This is a genomic window from Flindersiella endophytica, assembly GCF_054779015.1.
This window is the reverse complement of the sequence record NZ_BAAGYY010000036.1, coordinates 288,116-303,185: the sequence shown is the minus strand read 5'-3', so window position 1 is coordinate 303,185 and position 15,070 is coordinate 288,116. Positions and strand designations below refer to the sequence as shown.

Annotated in this window: 12 protein-coding genes; 10 read left to right on the top strand and 2 right to left on the bottom strand. The window is 68.2% G+C overall.

Going from position 1 to position 15,070, the window contains the following annotated elements:
* Nucleotides 1–183: 183 nt before the first annotated feature.
* From ACYVF6_RS39885 to ACYVF6_RS39855, 7 genes are all read left to right on the top strand, one after another.
* A complete protein-coding gene (locus ACYVF6_RS39885; RefSeq protein WP_460529899.1) occupies nt 184–984 on the top strand; it encodes an ABC transporter permease in 801 nt (266 codons plus the stop codon).
* Nucleotides 977–1,780, top strand: coding sequence for an ABC transporter permease (locus ACYVF6_RS39880; RefSeq protein ID WP_460529896.1), 804 nt, complete (start codon nt 977–979; stop codon nt 1,778–1,780). Before ACYVF6_RS39885 ends, ACYVF6_RS39880 begins: the two co-directional genes overlap by 8 nt.
* A gap of 3 nt (nt 1,781–1,783) precedes the next feature.
* Nucleotides 1,784–2,581, top strand: a complete 798-nt coding sequence (locus tag ACYVF6_RS39875; RefSeq protein ID WP_460529893.1) for an ABC transporter permease — start codon at nt 1,784–1,786, stop codon at nt 2,579–2,581.
* Nucleotides 2,574–3,377, top strand: a complete 804-nt coding sequence (locus ACYVF6_RS39870; RefSeq protein ID WP_460529890.1) for an ABC transporter permease — start codon at nt 2,574–2,576, stop codon at nt 3,375–3,377. The genes ACYVF6_RS39875 and ACYVF6_RS39870 overlap by 8 nt, the downstream gene beginning before the upstream one ends.
* Before the next feature lie 2 nt (nt 3,378–3,379).
* Nucleotides 3,380–4,357: an ABC transporter ATP-binding protein gene (locus ACYVF6_RS39865; RefSeq protein WP_460529887.1), complete on the top strand. Its 978-nt coding sequence runs from the start codon at nt 3,380–3,382 to the stop codon at nt 4,355–4,357.
* A gap of 74 nt (nt 4,358–4,431) precedes the next feature.
* A complete protein-coding gene (locus ACYVF6_RS39860; RefSeq protein ID WP_460529884.1) occupies nt 4,432–7,215 on the top strand; it encodes an AfsR/SARP family transcriptional regulator in 2,784 nt (927 codons plus the stop codon).
* On the top strand, nt 7,172–9,235 hold the full coding sequence (locus ACYVF6_RS39855) for a protein kinase domain-containing protein (protein ID WP_460529882.1): 2,064 nt from the start codon (nt 7,172–7,174) through the stop codon (nt 9,233–9,235). Before ACYVF6_RS39860 ends, ACYVF6_RS39855 begins: the two co-directional genes overlap by 44 nt.
* Before the next feature lie 30 nt (nt 9,236–9,265).
* Here the strand turns inward: ACYVF6_RS39855 and ACYVF6_RS39850 are convergent, their stop codons facing one another.
* Complete coding sequence (locus tag ACYVF6_RS39850) at nt 9,266–9,874, bottom strand: TetR/AcrR family transcriptional regulator (RefSeq protein WP_460529879.1); 609 nt, start codon at nt 9,872–9,874, stop codon at nt 9,266–9,268.
* Between the two features lie 84 nt (nt 9,875–9,958).
* Between ACYVF6_RS39850 and ACYVF6_RS39845 the strand changes: the two genes are divergently transcribed.
* The gene (locus tag ACYVF6_RS39845; protein ID WP_460529875.1) at nt 9,959–10,882 is read left to right on the top strand and encodes an alpha/beta hydrolase; all 924 of its coding nucleotides are present in this window, start codon (nt 9,959–9,961) and stop codon (nt 10,880–10,882) included.
* Nucleotides 10,883–10,900: 18 nt separating this feature from the next.
* Nucleotides 10,901–11,845 carry an LLM class flavin-dependent oxidoreductase gene (locus ACYVF6_RS39840; RefSeq protein ID WP_460529872.1) on the top strand — a complete coding sequence of 315 codons (945 nt, stop codon included), beginning with the start codon at nt 10,901–10,903 and terminating at the stop codon, nt 11,843–11,845.
* Here the strand turns inward: ACYVF6_RS39840 and ACYVF6_RS39835 are convergent.
* Complete coding sequence (locus ACYVF6_RS39835; protein WP_460529869.1) at nt 11,835–13,073, bottom strand: SLC5/6 family protein; 1,239 nt, start codon at nt 13,071–13,073, stop codon at nt 11,835–11,837. The two genes, ACYVF6_RS39840 and ACYVF6_RS39835, sit on opposite strands and share 11 nt — an antisense overlap.
* Before the next feature lie 212 nt (nt 13,074–13,285).
* Between ACYVF6_RS39835 and ACYVF6_RS39830 the strand changes: the two genes are divergently transcribed.
* Nucleotides 13,286–14,989 (top strand): substrate-binding domain-containing protein, encoded by a 1,704-nt coding sequence (locus ACYVF6_RS39830; RefSeq protein WP_460529866.1) that lies wholly within the window; start codon nt 13,286–13,288, stop codon nt 14,987–14,989.
* Nucleotides 14,990–15,070 lie beyond the last annotated feature (81 nt).

The window sequence follows — 15,070 nt, the reverse complement described above, 5'->3', positions numbered from 1 at the left end:
CCCGACACCGGCTACGCTGGCCCGCCAGCCAAAAATCTCCCCGCGCCGCTCGAAGGCGCTCCAGCGGGAGCACAGTTGTGCGCGAACTTCGCGCCCCAACCCCCGGGATGCCATTTTCCGGGGGCAATTTGGCGTGCCCGAAAGGCTCAGCAAGCAAACGACGCAAAGGCAGGTGATACCAAGGTGCGGCTCTATCTCAGCGTCGCGCGGCGGGCGTTCCGCCGCTACTCCACCTACCGGATCGCTTCGGTCGCGGGCGTCTTCACCCAGTCGGTGTTCGGCTTCATCATGGCCTACACCTACATCGCGCTGTGGGAGCACCGGCCCAACCTCGGCGGCTACGACGTGGCCGACGCCGTCACCTACGTCTGGCTCGGGCAGGCGCTGCTCGCCCCGCTCGCGTTGTTCGGCGGCGGATTCCAGACCGAGCTCGTCGAACGGATCCGCAAGGGTGACGTGGCGATCGATCTCTACCGTCCGATCGACCTGCAGCTGTGGTGGCTGGCGTCCGACTTCGGCCGCGCCGCGTTCCAGTTGGTGGTACGCGGCGGCGGTCCGATGCTGTTCGGCGCCCTCGTGTTCGATCTGCACTATCCAGCCGAAGCCACGACCTGGCTGGCGTTCGCCTGCGCGCTGTTCCTCGCGCTGACGGTCAGCTTCGGCATCCGCTACCTCGTCTGCCTGTCGGCGTTCTGGCTGCTGGACTCGCGAGGGGTCGACCAGGTGGCGGGGTTCCTCGGCATGTTCCTGTCCGGCATGGTCGTGCCGCTCAACATCTTCCCCGGCACGCTCGGCGAGGTCGCCAACGCACTGCCGTGGTCGGTGACACTGCAGGTGCCGGCGGACATCTTCCTCGGCAAGTACCAGGGCGCGGAGCTCTTCCAGGTGCTCGGATTCGGCGCGATCTGGGCGCTGGTGCTGCTGCTGGCCGGCCAGGTGCTGACCGCGATCGCCACCAAACGGGTGGTGGTCCAAGGTGGTTGACAGCTTCCGCGCGTACTGGTGGATCGTCGCGATGTGGATCCGGTCGAACGTGGCCTACCGCGCCTCGTTCGTCATGCTGACGCTGGGCCAGTTCGCCGGCGTCGGGCTGGAGTTCGTCGGCATCCTCATCATGTTCCAGCACACCGACGCGCTGGGCGGGTTCGACCTCGCCGAGATCGCCTTCCTGTACGGCACGTCGGGCGTGGCGATCGGTCTGGCCGACCTGCTGCTCGGCAGCATCGAGAAGATCGGCACCCGGATCCGCGACGGCTCGCTCGACGTGATGCTGATCCGGCCGGTCCCGGCGTTCGCCCAGGCCGCGGCCGACCAGTTCGGGTTGCGCCGGATCGGCCGGGTCCTGCAGGCGGCGATCGTGCTCGGCTGGTCGTTCTGGGCGGTCGACGTCGACTGGACTCCGGCCCGCATCCTGCTGATTCCCGTGATGCTCGTGTGCGGGACGGTCATCTTCGCCGGCATCTTCGTGCTGGGCGCGGCGTTCCAGTTCGCCGCCGGCGACGCGGCCGAGGTCGCGAGCGCGTTCACCTACGGCGGCAACTTCCTGACGCAGTACCCGCCGACGATCTTCGCCAAGGAACTGGTCCGGACGGCGACGTTCATCGTGCCGCTGGCGTTCGTCAACTGGATGCCGGCGATGTACGTGCTCGGCCACGAGGACCCGCTCGGGTTGCCGCGGATCCTCGACTTCGGCTCGCCGGCCGCGGCCCTGTTCGTCGCGCTGGTCGCGGGCCTGGCGTGGCGGGCCGCGTTGCGCAGCTACCGAAGCACGGGGAGCTGAACGATGGTCTACCTTTCCATTGCCCTACGAGCGTTCCGCCGCTACGCGACCTATCGCTCGGCGACCGCCGCCGGCATCTTCACCAGCATCGCGTTCGGGCTGATCACCGCGTTCACCTACACCGCGTTGTGGCACGCACGGCCGAACGCCGGCGGCTACGACCTCAACGACGCGATCACCTACGCCTGGCTCGCGCAGTCGATCGGGCTGATCGGCGCCTTGTTCGGCGGCGGCTTCCGCGACGAGCTGTCCGAACGGATCCGCAGCGGTGACGTCGCGATCGACCTCTACCGCCCAATCGACCTGCAGGCGTGGTGGCTGGCGTCCGACCTCGGACGAGCGGGGTTCCACGTGCTCGCCCGCGGGATCCCGCCGACGCTGATCGGTGGGCTGCTCTTCCGGATCGCGTTCCCCACCAGCGCGGTGACGTGGCTGGCGTTCCTGCTGGCAGTGGTGCTCGGCGCGGTCGTGTGCTTCTGCATCAACTATCTCTTCGTACTCACGACGTTCTGGCTGATGGACTCGCGCGGGGTGCTCCAGATCGCCACGGTGCTCGGCGGCTTCTTCGCCGGGATGCTGCTGCCGATCAACGTGTTCCCGAGCTGGTTCGGTGAGCTGGCCCGAGTGCTGCCGTGGTCGACCGCGCTGCAGATTCCGATCGACGTCTATCTCGAGAAGTACCAAGGCCTAGAACTCCTGCAGCCGTTGGGGTTTCAGCTGATCTGGGCTGTGGTGTTGTGGATCGCGGGCCGGCTGCTCACGTCGCTCGCCACCAACCGGGTGGTGGTGCAGGGTGGCTGACGCACTCACGCTCTACGGGCACATCGTCGCGATGTGGATCCGGTCCACCGTCGTCTATCGTGCCTCGTTCCTGATGCTCACGGTCTCACAGTTCCTCGTGACGGGGCTCGATTTTGTCGTTATCTGGATCATGTTCGCTCAGACCGACATCCTCGGCGGGCTCGCCCTGCCCGAGGTGGCGTTCCTGTACGCCACATCCGGGCTGGCGCTGGGCATCGCCGACCTGGCGATCGGCAGCATCGACCGGCTCGGCGTACGCATCCGCGACGGTTCGTTCGACATCTTCCTGATCCGCCCGGTGTCGGCGTTCGTGCAGGCGGCGGCCGACCAGTTCGCGCTGCGCCGGCTGGGGCGGATCACGCAGTCCGGTGCGGTCTTCGCCTGGTCGCTGCTCGCGCTGGACATCGACTGGGACTGGAGCCGGATCGTCCTGCTGCCGTTGATGATTCTCAGTGGAGCGCTGATCTTCTGCGCGATCTTCGTGCTCGGTGCGGCGTTCCAGTTCGCCGCCAACGACGCGGCGGAGGTCGTCAACGCCTTCACCTACGGGGGCAACTTCCTCACGCAGTACCCACCGAGCATCTTCGCCCGTGACCTGGTCAGGGGCGTGACGTTCATCGTGCCGCTGGCGTTCGTCAACTGGATGCCCGGCCTGTACATCCTCGGCCATGACGACCCGCTCGGACTGCCGGAGCTCGCCAGCTTCGCCTCACCGGTCGTCGCCGTCCTCTTCACACTCGTCGCCGCCGTCGCCTGGCGGGTGGCCATCCGCAGCTATCGCAGCACAGGGAGCTGAAAATGAACGCGATCATCGAGGTCCGGGACGTCGCCAAGACCTTCGTCGTACGAAAGAAGGCCGGGCGGCTGAAACGCGTCAAGCACGAGGTGCACGCGGTCTCGGAGCTGACGTTCGACGTCGCCGAGGGCGAGATGGTGGGCTACATCGGGCCGAACGGTGCCGGCAAGTCCACGACGATCAAGATGCTCACGGGCATCCTCGTACCGAGCGCGGGTCAGCTGCGCGTCGCCGGCGCCGACCCGGCGAAGGAACGCGTCAAGCTGGCCCGGCGGATCGGCGTGGTCTTCGGCCAGCGCACGACTCTGTGGTGGGACCTGCCGCTGCGCGACAGCTTCAGCCTGCTGCGGCGGATCTACAAGATCCCGGACGAGCGGTTCCGGGAGAACCTCGACACGTTCGTCTCGCTGCTGCAGCTGGGCGAGCTGCTGGACGTGCCCGTCCGGCAGCTCTCGCTGGGCCAGCGGATGCGCGGTGACATCGCGGCGGCGCTGCTGCACGACCCGGAGGTGCTCTACCTGGACGAGCCGACGATCGGCCTGGACATCGTGAGCAAGGCCAGCGTGCGGGAGTTCCTGAAGGAGCTCAACGAAACCGCCGGCACGACCGTCCTGCTGACCACGCACGACCTCACCGACATCGAGCAGCTGTGCTCGCGCGTGATGGTGATCGACCACGGCAGCCTCGTCTACGACGGCTCGCTCTCGGGTCTCCACGACCTGGGTGAGAGCGAACGCACCCTCGTCGTCGACCTGACCGAACCGATCCCGTCGCCGATCGACGTCTCCGGCGCCCGCGTAGTCAGGGTCGACGGCCCGCGGCAGTGGCTGGCCTTTCCGGCGTCGGCGAGCGCGGCTCCCCTGCTGGCCGACATCGCGGCGCGCTACCCGCTGGCCGACCTGTCGGTGCAGGAGCCCACGATCGAGTCGGTGATCGCACAGCTCTACGCAGAAGGATCATCCCCCACACAGTCTCGGTAAGAAGCCCTCAAGGTTCACCCAAGGCGAACACACTTGTATGTGGTCCAGCCGTCAGTTGGCTGTTGGGAGGGGGAATGCAGTTCGACGTTCTCGGAACCCTGCGGATAAGCACCGCGGGCGACGAGCTTGACCTACGCGCCGATCCGCAGCGCCGGGTGCTGGCGGTGTTGCTGGCACGCGCGCCTGAACCTGTCTGTGTCGCGGAGTTGGTCGACGCGCTGTGGCCGAACGCTCCACCCAGGAACGCGTACAAGAACGTCCAGATCTACATCTCCCGGCTGAAGCGTGAGCTCGGCGAACCGGATCTGATCATTCGCGGACCGGCCGGCTACGCGATCTGCCTGCAGCCTGGCGACCTGGACGCGCAGGAGTTCGCCGAACTCGCCAGGCAGGCCGAGTCGGCCCGGCAGTCCGGTCCGCTCGACCAGGCGGGCCGGCTGGTCGAGCGGGCGTTGGCCTTGTGGCGCGGACAGCCGTACTCCGGAGTGCCAGGTGCCGACGAGTGCGTCCTGCTGACCGCCGAAGTCCAGCGGCTTACAGAGCTGTACCTGCACCTGCTCGAGGTCCAGGCCGACATCGGCCTTCAGCTGGGCCGCCACGCCGACCTGCTACCTCGACTGTCGGCGCTGGTCACGGAGCACCCGGACCGCGAACGGTTCGCGGCCCTGCTGATGCTCGCGCTCTACCGTTCGGGACGGCAGGCCGAGGCCCTTCAGATCTATCGAAGCGCCCGCGACACGTTGATCGAGCAGCACGGCGTAGAACCGGGCGCCGAACTCTCCGACCTGCACGTGGCCATGCTCAACAGGGATCCGAAGCTCGGCCGACAGGCTGGGAAGCGACCCGCTCAACTACCACCGGAACTCATCGCCCTCACCGGCCGCGAGGAGGAGCTCGCGGCCGTCCTCACAGCTGCCGAGGCGGAGGCGCTGACCAATGGGCCGACTGTCGTCGTGATCGGCGGGATGGCCGGGGTGGGAAAGACGACCCTCGCCATGCACGCCGCGCACACCCTCGCGGCCAAGTACGCCGAGGGAACACTCTTCCTCGACCTGCACGGATTCACGCACGGAGTACCTCCGGTCGAGCCGTTCCGGGCGCTCGACCGGCTGCTCCGCACGATCGGCACACCGCCCGAGCAGATCCCGGGCGAACTGGACGACCGTGCCGCCAGGTGGCGGAGCCGGATGGCTGACGGGCGGTTCCTGATCCTGCTGGACAATGCGGCGACAGCCGAGCAGGTACGTCCGCTGCTGCCGGCCTCGTCCGGGTGCCTCGTCCTCGTCACCAGCCGCTGCCGGCTCGGCGACCTGGACGGCGCCCACCCGATCGCGGTCGACCCGATGCCGCCCGCCGATGCCGTCGCGCTGTTCACGCGGATCGTTGGAACCGAGCGGATCAAGGGCGAGCCGGAGGCCCGGGTACGAGAGGTCATCGAGCTCTGTGGACGCCTCCCACTCGCCATCCGGCTGGCCGCGACCAAGCTCAGGGACCGGTCACCGTGGAAACTCAGGGACATTGCTCGCCAGCTGCAAACCGGCCGGCGAAGCGTTACCGGCGTGTTCGATCTCTCCTTCCAGGCACTCAGTGCGGATCAGCAACGGGTGTTCCGCCTGCTCGGCCTGCACCCCGGCTCCGACTTCGACACGTACTCCGCAGCCGCGCTCGCAGGGTTGGAACTGCTTCGAGCTGAGGCGATTCTCGAGTCACTCGTCGATGCCCACCTGCTCGAACCCCGCGCGGGCGGGCGATACGGATTCCACGACCTGCTGCGGGTCCATGCCGCCGAACGCGCCCAGCGCGAAGAGAGCGAGCCGGATCAGCGGCAGGCGATCCTGCGCCTGGTCGGCTACTACCTGCAGACCGCGTTCACGGCCGACCGGCGACTCGCACCGAAACACTCCCGCCCGATCCAGCTCGAGCCGCCGCCGACCGATCACGTGGTGCACGGGATATCGGACCACGCGGAAGCGATCGCCTGGTTCGAGGCCGAGCACACCAGCCTCGTCGCGGTTCAAGCGGCGGCGGCTTCGTACGGCTGGGATCTGCTGGTCTGGCAGCTCGCCCGCACACTGAATCACTTCCACCGCTGGCGAGCCTTCTTCCACAGCGAGATCCTGGTGTGGCGGGCTGGGATCTCGGCCGCCGAGCGGATCGGTGATCCGCTGCTGCTCGCGGAATGCCATCATCGGCTCGGGGCTGCCATGCTCCGCACCGGCCAGTGGGAGGCGTCAGTACCGTACCTGCGGCGGGCCATCGCCCTCTTCGAGCAAGCTGGCGACCCGATCGGGCAGGCGGACACGCTGGAGGCACTGTCAGCCGTCTTTGGTCAGAGGGGCAGTTATCCCGAAGCCATCGCCGCGTCAACGCACGCCCTCGAGCTGTTCCACTCGGCTGGATCCGACAGCGGAGTCGCGGGCTCCCACAACTCCATCGGCTGGTGGAACGCACAGCTCGGCGACTTCGACGAGGCCGTGACCCACTGCAAGCAAGCTCTCCATCTGTTCGGCGAGCTCGGCGATGCGGACGGCCAGGCCTACACGCTGGACAGCCTCGGTTATGCCGCCCAGCAAACCGGCCGGTATTACCACAGCCTGCACTTCTACCAGCGGTCCCTGTGGCTGTTCTCGAAGCTCGAGAACACCTACCACACAGCAATGGCTCTGTCAGAACTAGGCGCCATCTACATCACACTGGACAAGCCCGCGCAGGCCCGCGAAGCCTGGTTGCGGGCCCTCGAGCTCTACGAAACGCAACGGCGGGACAGCGAAGCCGGCCAGACGCGGCAGCACCTGGAGCGGCTAGGGTCGGCGGGTGACCGCGCGGACCTTGGCCAACGGCCGGTATGCCCTGAGTGAGCCGCCGATCGGCGCAGGTGGGATGGGCACGGTGTGGAAGGCGTACGACACCGTCCTGCATCGCGAGGTTGCTGTGAAGGAGCTGCGGATCCCCGAGGGGTTGAGCCCAGAGGATCGGGAGACGTTGCGGGAGCGGGCGATGCGGGAAGCGCGCGCGGCCGCCGGGCTGGATCATCCGGGCATCGTCACGATCCACGATGTCGTCGACGAGGGTGGGATGCCCTGGATCGTGATGCGGCTTCTGTCGGGGCGGTCACTCGACAAGGTCGTACGCGCGGACGGGCCGTTGAGCCCGCGCCGGGCCGCCGAGCTCGGGGTGCGTGTGCTCGACGCGCTGACGGCCGCGCACGGCAACGGTGTGTTGCATCGCGACGTCAAACCGCAGAACGTCATGCTCGACGGCGGCGGCAACTGGATGCTGACGGACTTCGGCATCGCCTCGGTCGAGGGCGCGACCCGCACGCTCACCGGCACCGGGCAGGTGACCGGCACGCTCGGCTACATCGCGCCGGAACGACTCTCCGGCGATGCCCCCGGACCCGCGGCCGACCTGTGGGCACTGGGCGCGACGCTCTACTTCGCGGTCGAGGGACGCCATGCGTACGACCTCGACGACCTGCCCGCGCTGATCGCTGCCATCCTGACCCGCGACCCCGAGCCGCCCAGGCACGCCGGGCCACTGACACCCGTCATCGCCGGCTTGCTGGAACGCGATCCCACCCGGCGCCTGACGGCCACCGCGGCCAGGGAACAGCTGCTGGCGATCGCCGGAGGACACCCCACGTTCGAGCCTCCGACCGAACGACTCGGCACTCCTCAACAACCGACCAGGAAGCTCGAGCAGCCGGTTGGCCTGGAGCCGCGCGCCGCCCGAGTCGTACGTGCGCTTCGCGGCCAGCTGGTAGCGCTGAACGCGGCGATCGGAGCGCTGCTGGGCCTGGCCGCCTACGGGCTGTCCCAGGGAATGCCGGTCTGGATACTCGCGGCACTGGCCGTGGCGTTCGGGCTCGGCGGCGGACTCGGCGCCTGGCTGGCGCCCCACCTCGGGCGCTGGTTCGGCCTCACGACGGCACTGATCGGGACGGCGCTGCTCATGGGCGAGTCGATCGCCGGTGTGGGTGCGGGTGGCACGTCGGAGACGCCGATCCCGTCGATCGTCGTGGCCGGGATCGCCCTGGTGGCATTCGCCGCCTGGCACCGGCTGGCCGGGTCGATGCGGCGGCGGGTCGTGCCGGCCGAGCAGCTCGGCCAGGTCACAGCGGGCTTCCACGTGGCCGGGCTCGCCGGGATCCTGATCGGTGGGGCCTTCGCCGGCGGCTACCTCTGGCTCCAGCCGAAGTACGACTGGTTCGGCGGCAACTACGTCCTCGGCATCCTCGTGACCGTCGGCGTCCTCGTGGTCATCGTCGGCCTGCTGGTCATTCCCGCCGTAGCAGCCGGCGACACCGAACCGCCCAGGCGAGGGGCGCGGATCGCGACGGCGATCGCCGCGCTGGTCATCCCGGTCCTCGCCGGCGGCCAGGCGCTGGCCCGGTACATCGACAGCCTCGACGACTTCACTTCCGTCCCCAACATCTGCGCGACGTATGTCGTCTCGCAGGAGCAGGTCGCGAAGTTCATCGCGGATCCCCCGGAGCGGGAGACGAGTGAGGGCTCCGAGCCCGGCTATGTCTCGTGCGACTGGCGGCGAACCTCTGGTGACGTTGCTGAGCTCGGCCTCGATGTCACGAAGTACGACAACGAGCGCGAGGCCGCCCACGAGCTGCAGTCCGAGCGGGAGCAGGCGGACGAAGACGGGGAGACCCTGGTCGACTTCGAGCTCGGCGACGAGGCGACCCGGCGTTGGTACGACAGTTCCATCGACTCCGAGGACACCGACGGAGTAGTGCTCCTGGTCCGGATCGACAACCTTGTGCTCGAGGTGGATTTCGAACGCTCGGCCGATCTCGGCACGCTCCAAGAGGCGGACTCCGTGGCGCTGGCGACCGAGCTGGTACGGGCGATCGAGAGCCGCCGCTGAACGTCAGCCCAAGGCCGGGGGCGGCCTGGGTCACGCGTCGACCGCGTCCACCGTCTCGATCCATCGTTCGAGGCGCCGGGTCTGACGGGCCATCAGCTCGGGTTGTCCGAGCGTGCTGCTGAGAACGGCGCTGCCGTGGTACGACACGACCAGCTCGACCGCCAGTTCGTGCGCGTCGCGACGCCCCATGGCGCTGAACTGCTGTTCGGCCCAGTCGAGCGGGATCCGCACCAGCGGCGCGGCGTGCGGATCTGTTTCCTTCAGGCCCTTGGTCAACTCGAGGGACAACGTGCCGAAGCGGCAGCCGTACTGAGCGATCGCGTCACGCCGCTCGCCAAGGAGCCGGACAAGCGCCTGAAGCCTGGCCTTCGGGCTGCGGTGCCGGTGTTCCAGCGCCGCCAGACCGCCCGCGAGCTCCTCCGCACGCGCCTGCAGGATGGCGGCGATGATGTCGTCCTTGGTCTTGAAGTAGTAGTAGACGTTGCCCACCGGCACGTCGGCCGTCTGAGCGATGTCGGCCAGCGTCGTACGCGCGACGCCCTGGCGGTACACCAGCTCGCACGCGGCTGCGATCAGTCGCTCTCGTTTCCCCGGCCGCGCGGCCGAAGCCGCCTGGTCGATCTGTTCTGAGTCAGTCATCTCACTCAACAGTCTAGACAGCCTCCACCCATTGCCCTAAGTTAGTTACCTAACTAACACCGATCGATGAGGAGAAACCAGCACATGGTGAGCAAGGAATGGTCCGCTCTCCGCGAGATGTTCGTCGCCTGCGCCCCGAAGACCGTGGCCAACCTGACGGCGACTGTCATGACGGCCAACCCGGAGATCGACCTCCGCGGCCTCGACGGCGTGTACGGCCTGGCCGCGGAACCGGCCGAGGTCACCTACGAGGAGGTCGACGCGGCCGGCCTGCCGGCGATCTGGGCGAACCCGGTCGGATGTGACACCGGCCGCGTGCTCGTCTACTTCCACGGCGGCGGGTTCGTCAGCGGTTCGAAGGAAACCCATCGCAAGCTCGCCGCTCATCTCGCCAAGGCCGCCGGCTGCCGCGCGCTGATCCCGGACTACCGGCTGGCTCCCGTGCACACGTTCCCAGCCCAGCTCGACGATGCGCGCGCGGTGTCCGAGTGGCTGCTCCAGGAGGGCTTCCAGGCGGAAAGCATCGCGCTGGCCGGGGACTCCGCCGGCGGCAACATCGCGACCGCCACGGCGCTGGCAGCCCGGCGTGACGGCCGGCCACTGCCGTCGGCGATCGTCGCGCTCTCGCCGTGGTACGACATGGAAGCCAACGGCAAGACGTTCGACTCCAACGCGGCAACCGACACCGCGATCTCCCGGGAGCTCGTCCAGACCTTCGGACCGATGTTCCTCGGCGGGCACTCCCCGACCGATCCGCTGGCCAATCCGTTGTACGCGGACCCCACCGGGCTTCCACCGATCTTCCTGACCTACGGCAGCCACGAGACGCTGCAGGACAGCATCGAGCTGTTCGCCGCGCAGGCGCGGCAAGCGGGTGTCGATGTCGTCCTGCGGGCCGGCGAGGACATGCAGCACGCCTACCAACTGATGGCCGGACGAGTGCCCGAAGCCGACGCCAGCATCGCCGAGGCAGGCGCCTGGCTGCGCGCGAAGCTCGCCGGCAGCTGAGCCCGAAGGCGAGTAACCATGCGATTCGCGATCTCGATCCCCCAGGTCGTCGCCGACGGCTCGTTCGACCCGGCCAACTTCCGCGCCTACCTGACCGAAGCCGAGGAGCACTTCGAGAGCGCCTGGACCGGCGAGCAGGTACTCGGCACCCATCCCATGCTGAGCCCGCTGGAGACCCTCACCTACGCCGCGGCCTGCACCAGCCGGATCCGGTTGGGGTGTGCGATGTTCGTCAGCTCCCTCCACAACCCCGTGCACCTGGCCAAGTCGATCGCCAGCCTCGACCAGCTCAGCCTGGGCCGGCTCGAGGTCGGCCTGGTCACCGGCGGCCCGTCTCGGATGTTCTCCGCGTTCGAGGTCGATCCGGCCGGCTTCGTCGCCCGCTTCGGCGAGGGACTGCGGCTGATGAAGCGCCTGTGGACCAACGCGCAGGTCGACTTCGACGGGCGGTTCTGGCAGCTGCGAAACGCCGCGCTGGAGCCCAAGCCGCTGCAGAAGCCACACCCACCGATCTGGCTCGGCGGCGGCCACCCAAACGCGCTGCGGCGAGCCGTCGAACTCGGTGAAGGCTTCATCGGCGCCGGATCCTCCACCACCGAGCAGTTCGCCCGGCACGCCCACGCCATCCGAACGGAGCTTCGGCATCGGCAGCGCGACCCGGCCGGCTTCACCGTCGCCAAGCGGGTCTACATCGCCGTCGACGACCACGCCGAAACCGCCCGCGCCCGGATCGCCGACGCTCTCCACCGCAGGTACGACTACTTCGGGATGGGCGATTTGGCCGCCGTCGCGGTCGCGGGCACCGTCGACGACTGCGTCGCCGGTCTACGCGACGTGGCCGCGGCCGGTGCGCACCTGGTCCTGCTCAACCCACTGTTCGACGGGCTCCAGCAGCTGAGCAGGCTGGCCCACGACGTCATTCCCCAGCTGGTCGACCAGCCCGGGCACGTCGCTAGCCGGTGATGGTGAGAACGATCAGCGCGAGGTTGAGGGCGATGATCAGGCCGGCCGCGATCCACGCCAGCACTGTCGTCAAGGAGGCATTGACCTGCTCGCCCATCACCGAGCGCCTCGAGGTCAGCAGCACCAGCGGCACCAACGCGAACGGCACGCCGAACGACAGGACGACCTGCGACAGCACCAGCGCCCAGGTCGGCTCGACACCGGCGACCAGCAGCGCCAGCGCCGGCACCAGCGTGATCAGCCTCCGCGCGATCAGCGGCACCCGCACGCGCAGCAGTCCGGCCATGATCACGGCGCCCGCGTAGCTGCCGACCGACGTCGACGCCAGCCCGGAAGCCAGCAGCCCGATGGCAAAGCACAGGGCGACCACGCTGCCGAGCTCGGAGCCGAACGCCGCGTGTACCCCCACCAGGTTGTCGACGTCCGGCAGTCCCTGCAGGGTGCTCGCGGCCGACAGCACCATCGCGAGGTTGACCGAGCCCGCCAGCACCATCGCCGCGCCCACGTCGAATCGGGTCGCGACCACGAGCCGGCGTAGCCGCGGCCCGGTGGGCTTGCCGTGCCGGTCGCGCGACAGCGCCGCGTGCAGGTAGACCGCGTGCGGCATCACCGTGGCCCCGAGCATCCCGGCCGCCAGCAGCAGGCTCTCGGTTCCTTCCAGCCTCGGCACCAGGCCGTTGACGACACCTCCAGCCGACGGCGGCGACACCACCAGCCCCGCGAAGAAGCCGATCGCCACGATCAGCAGCAGCCCGCTCACGACTCGTTCGAACGGAAGCTGGCCACGCCGGTCCTGGACCAGCAGCAGGACCATCGACACCGCGCCCGTGATCACGCCGCCCACCACCAGCGGCAGCCCGAACAACAGCTGCAGCGCGATCGCCCCGCCGATCACTTCCGCGATGTCGGTGGCGGTCGCGACCAGCTCGGCTTGCCCCCAGTACGCCAGCCGTGCTGGCGTCGGCATCCGGTCACGGACGGCCTCGGCGAGCGACTGTCCGGTCACCAGCCCGAGCTTCGCCGAGAGGTACTGCACCAGGCCCGCCATCAGGTTGGCGACGACGATCACCCACACCAGGAGGTAGCCGTAGGTCGCACCCGCCGTGATGTTGGTTGCCACGTTGCCGGGGTCGACATAGGCGATGGCGGCGACGAACGCGGGCCCGAGCAGGAAAAGATTGTTTCGGACGTGTGAAATCCTGACGCGCAGTCCAGCGCTCCGAGTCATCGCCGCCCTTTCTCGACCACGCCGTCACCTTAGTGTTCTTACGATCCGGCGCCGACGGGTGACTTCGAGCCACCAACCAGGTCTACGGGGCCGGCTCCCAGATCGGCTCGAATCCGGGCACTATGGCTGCAATTGGCCCTTGCGAATTCCGCTGTCTTCTTCCGGTAGGCTCCCCAACCGAGTCGAAGGGGGTGGGGAGGGAATGACCAGGCATGCCCGGAAGACACGGACGCCACACATCCGAGGTGCGAAGCCCTCGGATCGGACGCGGCATTTTGATCGCAGCTGCCGCGATCCTCGTGCCCGCTCTTTCCTTTGTAGGCGTACGCGCACTCAGCGTGGCTTCGCCGGGTGAAAAGACGAAGGAGTGCGAGGGCACGTTCAGTGTCCGGGTAGCCACGGCTCCGGAGATCCTCGGGCCGATGCGTACGATCGCCGCCGACATCGCCAAGAGCAAGGTCCCGGTCGGTGACAACTGCCTGCGGGTCGACGTCGTTTCCGAGCGTCCGGCCGACATGTACGAGAAGCTGACCAGCTCCGGCGGCGACTCCGATGCCGACTTGTGGATTCCCGACAGCTGGCAGTGGTTCCGCCGCACGGGCATCCCGGCCGACCGGGTCCTGCCGATCAGCCCGACCGTCGCCGCCTCTCCCCTCGTCCTGGCAACCAATCAGGCCAATGCGGAGAAAATCGCCGGCAAGGCGCAAAGCTGGGAAACGCTTGCACCGGCCGGAAAGATGGCGATGTCGAATCCGGAGAAATCCGCGGTCGCTTTGTCCGGCTTATTGGCAATTCGCCGTTCTTTGGATATCAAGGCTCCCGAAGACGAGGAAATCGAAGTCACTCAGGAGCGTTACCGGCACCGGATCGGCGAGATGATTCTCGGCCTGACTCGCAACAAGGTCCAGGACGTGCAGAGCGAGCTCGACTACGCCACCAAGAAGGGCTTCCGGTACGGCGTTCCCACCACCGAGCAGCAGGTGCTCGCGCTCAACCGGGCCAAGGGCGCCCATGTGGTCCCGATCCTGCCGAAGTCCGGCACCGTGCTCCTCGACTATCCGCTGATCGCCGTCCTGCACGACAAGCGCAAGATCGAGCGGGTGATCGAGGCCGGCTCGGCGTTGATGCGGTACGTCGACACGCCCACCGGCAAGACCGCGCTCAACCGGGCCGGCTTCCGCGACGTCCGTGGGCTCAAGCCGCCCCCCGGCGCGACCACCAGCGGCGAGCTGAAGCTGCTCCACGACGTGAGCGGCACCGACGCCAACGACGTCATCCGAAGCTGGGCGGCGATGTCCGTCGACACCAGGATGCTGGCGATCGTCGACATCTCCGGAACGATGGACAACCGGGCGAGCGACGACGGCCGGACTCGGATCGAACTTGCCAGGGACGCCGCGGGCTCCGCGCTGACGTACTTGCCGGACAGCGCGGAGTTCGGCTTGTGGGAATACTCCGAAGGCCTGGTAGGCAGCCAGGACCACAAGGTGATGACGCCGACCAGGTCGCTCGACTCGGAACAGCGCAAGGCGTTGTCGCAGTCGCTTGACAAGCTGCCCGGTGACGTGGGCCGCAACACCGCGCTCTACGACACGGTGCTCGCGGGCTTCCGTACGGTCCAGGGCTACGACTCCGACCGGACCAACACGATGGTGCTGCTCACCGACGGCACCGAGGACAACAGCAGCGCGCTCGACCTGAACCAGCTGATCAACGCGCTGAAGAACGAGCAGGACCCGGCGCGGCCGGTCTCCGTGGTGCTCGTCGGCCTCGGCCCCGACGTCGACCTCGGCGTGCTGAACAAGATCGCGCAGGCCGGCGGTGGAAAGGCCTACCGGGCCAAGGACCCGAGCGAGATGGAGTCGATCATCATCGACACCATCCTGCGCCGCAACTGCACCAACGCCTGCAGCTGAGGCTTCCGGTCCCGCCGTGGCTCCGTAAGCGCCGCGCGGGACCGCCCGAAGTTCTGGGGCCGGCCGCAGGCAGGTCCGATC

Bases quoted from the DNA above. Each gene is read 5' to 3' on its own strand.
- ACYVF6_RS39845 (WP_460529875.1), top strand. From the start codon at position 9,959: ATGGTGAGCAAGGAATGGTCCGCTCTCCGCGAGATGTTCGTCGCCTGC.
- ACYVF6_RS39875 (WP_460529893.1), top strand. From the start codon at position 1,784: ATGGTCTACCTTTCCATTGCCCTACGAGCGTTCCGCCGCTACGCGACC.
- ACYVF6_RS39835 (WP_460529869.1), bottom strand. From the start codon at position 13,073: ATGACTCGGAGCGCTGGACTGCGCGTCAGGATTTCACACGTCCGAAAC.
- ACYVF6_RS39830 (WP_460529866.1), top strand. From the start codon at position 13,286: ATGCCCGGAAGACACGGACGCCACACATCCGAGGTGCGAAGCCCTCGG.
- ACYVF6_RS39860 (WP_460529884.1), top strand. From the start codon at position 4,432: ATGCAGTTCGACGTTCTCGGAACCCTGCGGATAAGCACCGCGGGCGAC.
- ACYVF6_RS39865 (WP_460529887.1), top strand. From the start codon at position 3,380: ATGAACGCGATCATCGAGGTCCGGGACGTCGCCAAGACCTTCGTCGTA.
- ACYVF6_RS39850 (WP_460529879.1), bottom strand. From the start codon at position 9,874: ATGACTGACTCAGAACAGATCGACCAGGCGGCTTCGGCCGCGCGGCCG.
- ACYVF6_RS39840 (WP_460529872.1), top strand. From the start codon at position 10,901: ATGCGATTCGCGATCTCGATCCCCCAGGTCGTCGCCGACGGCTCGTTC.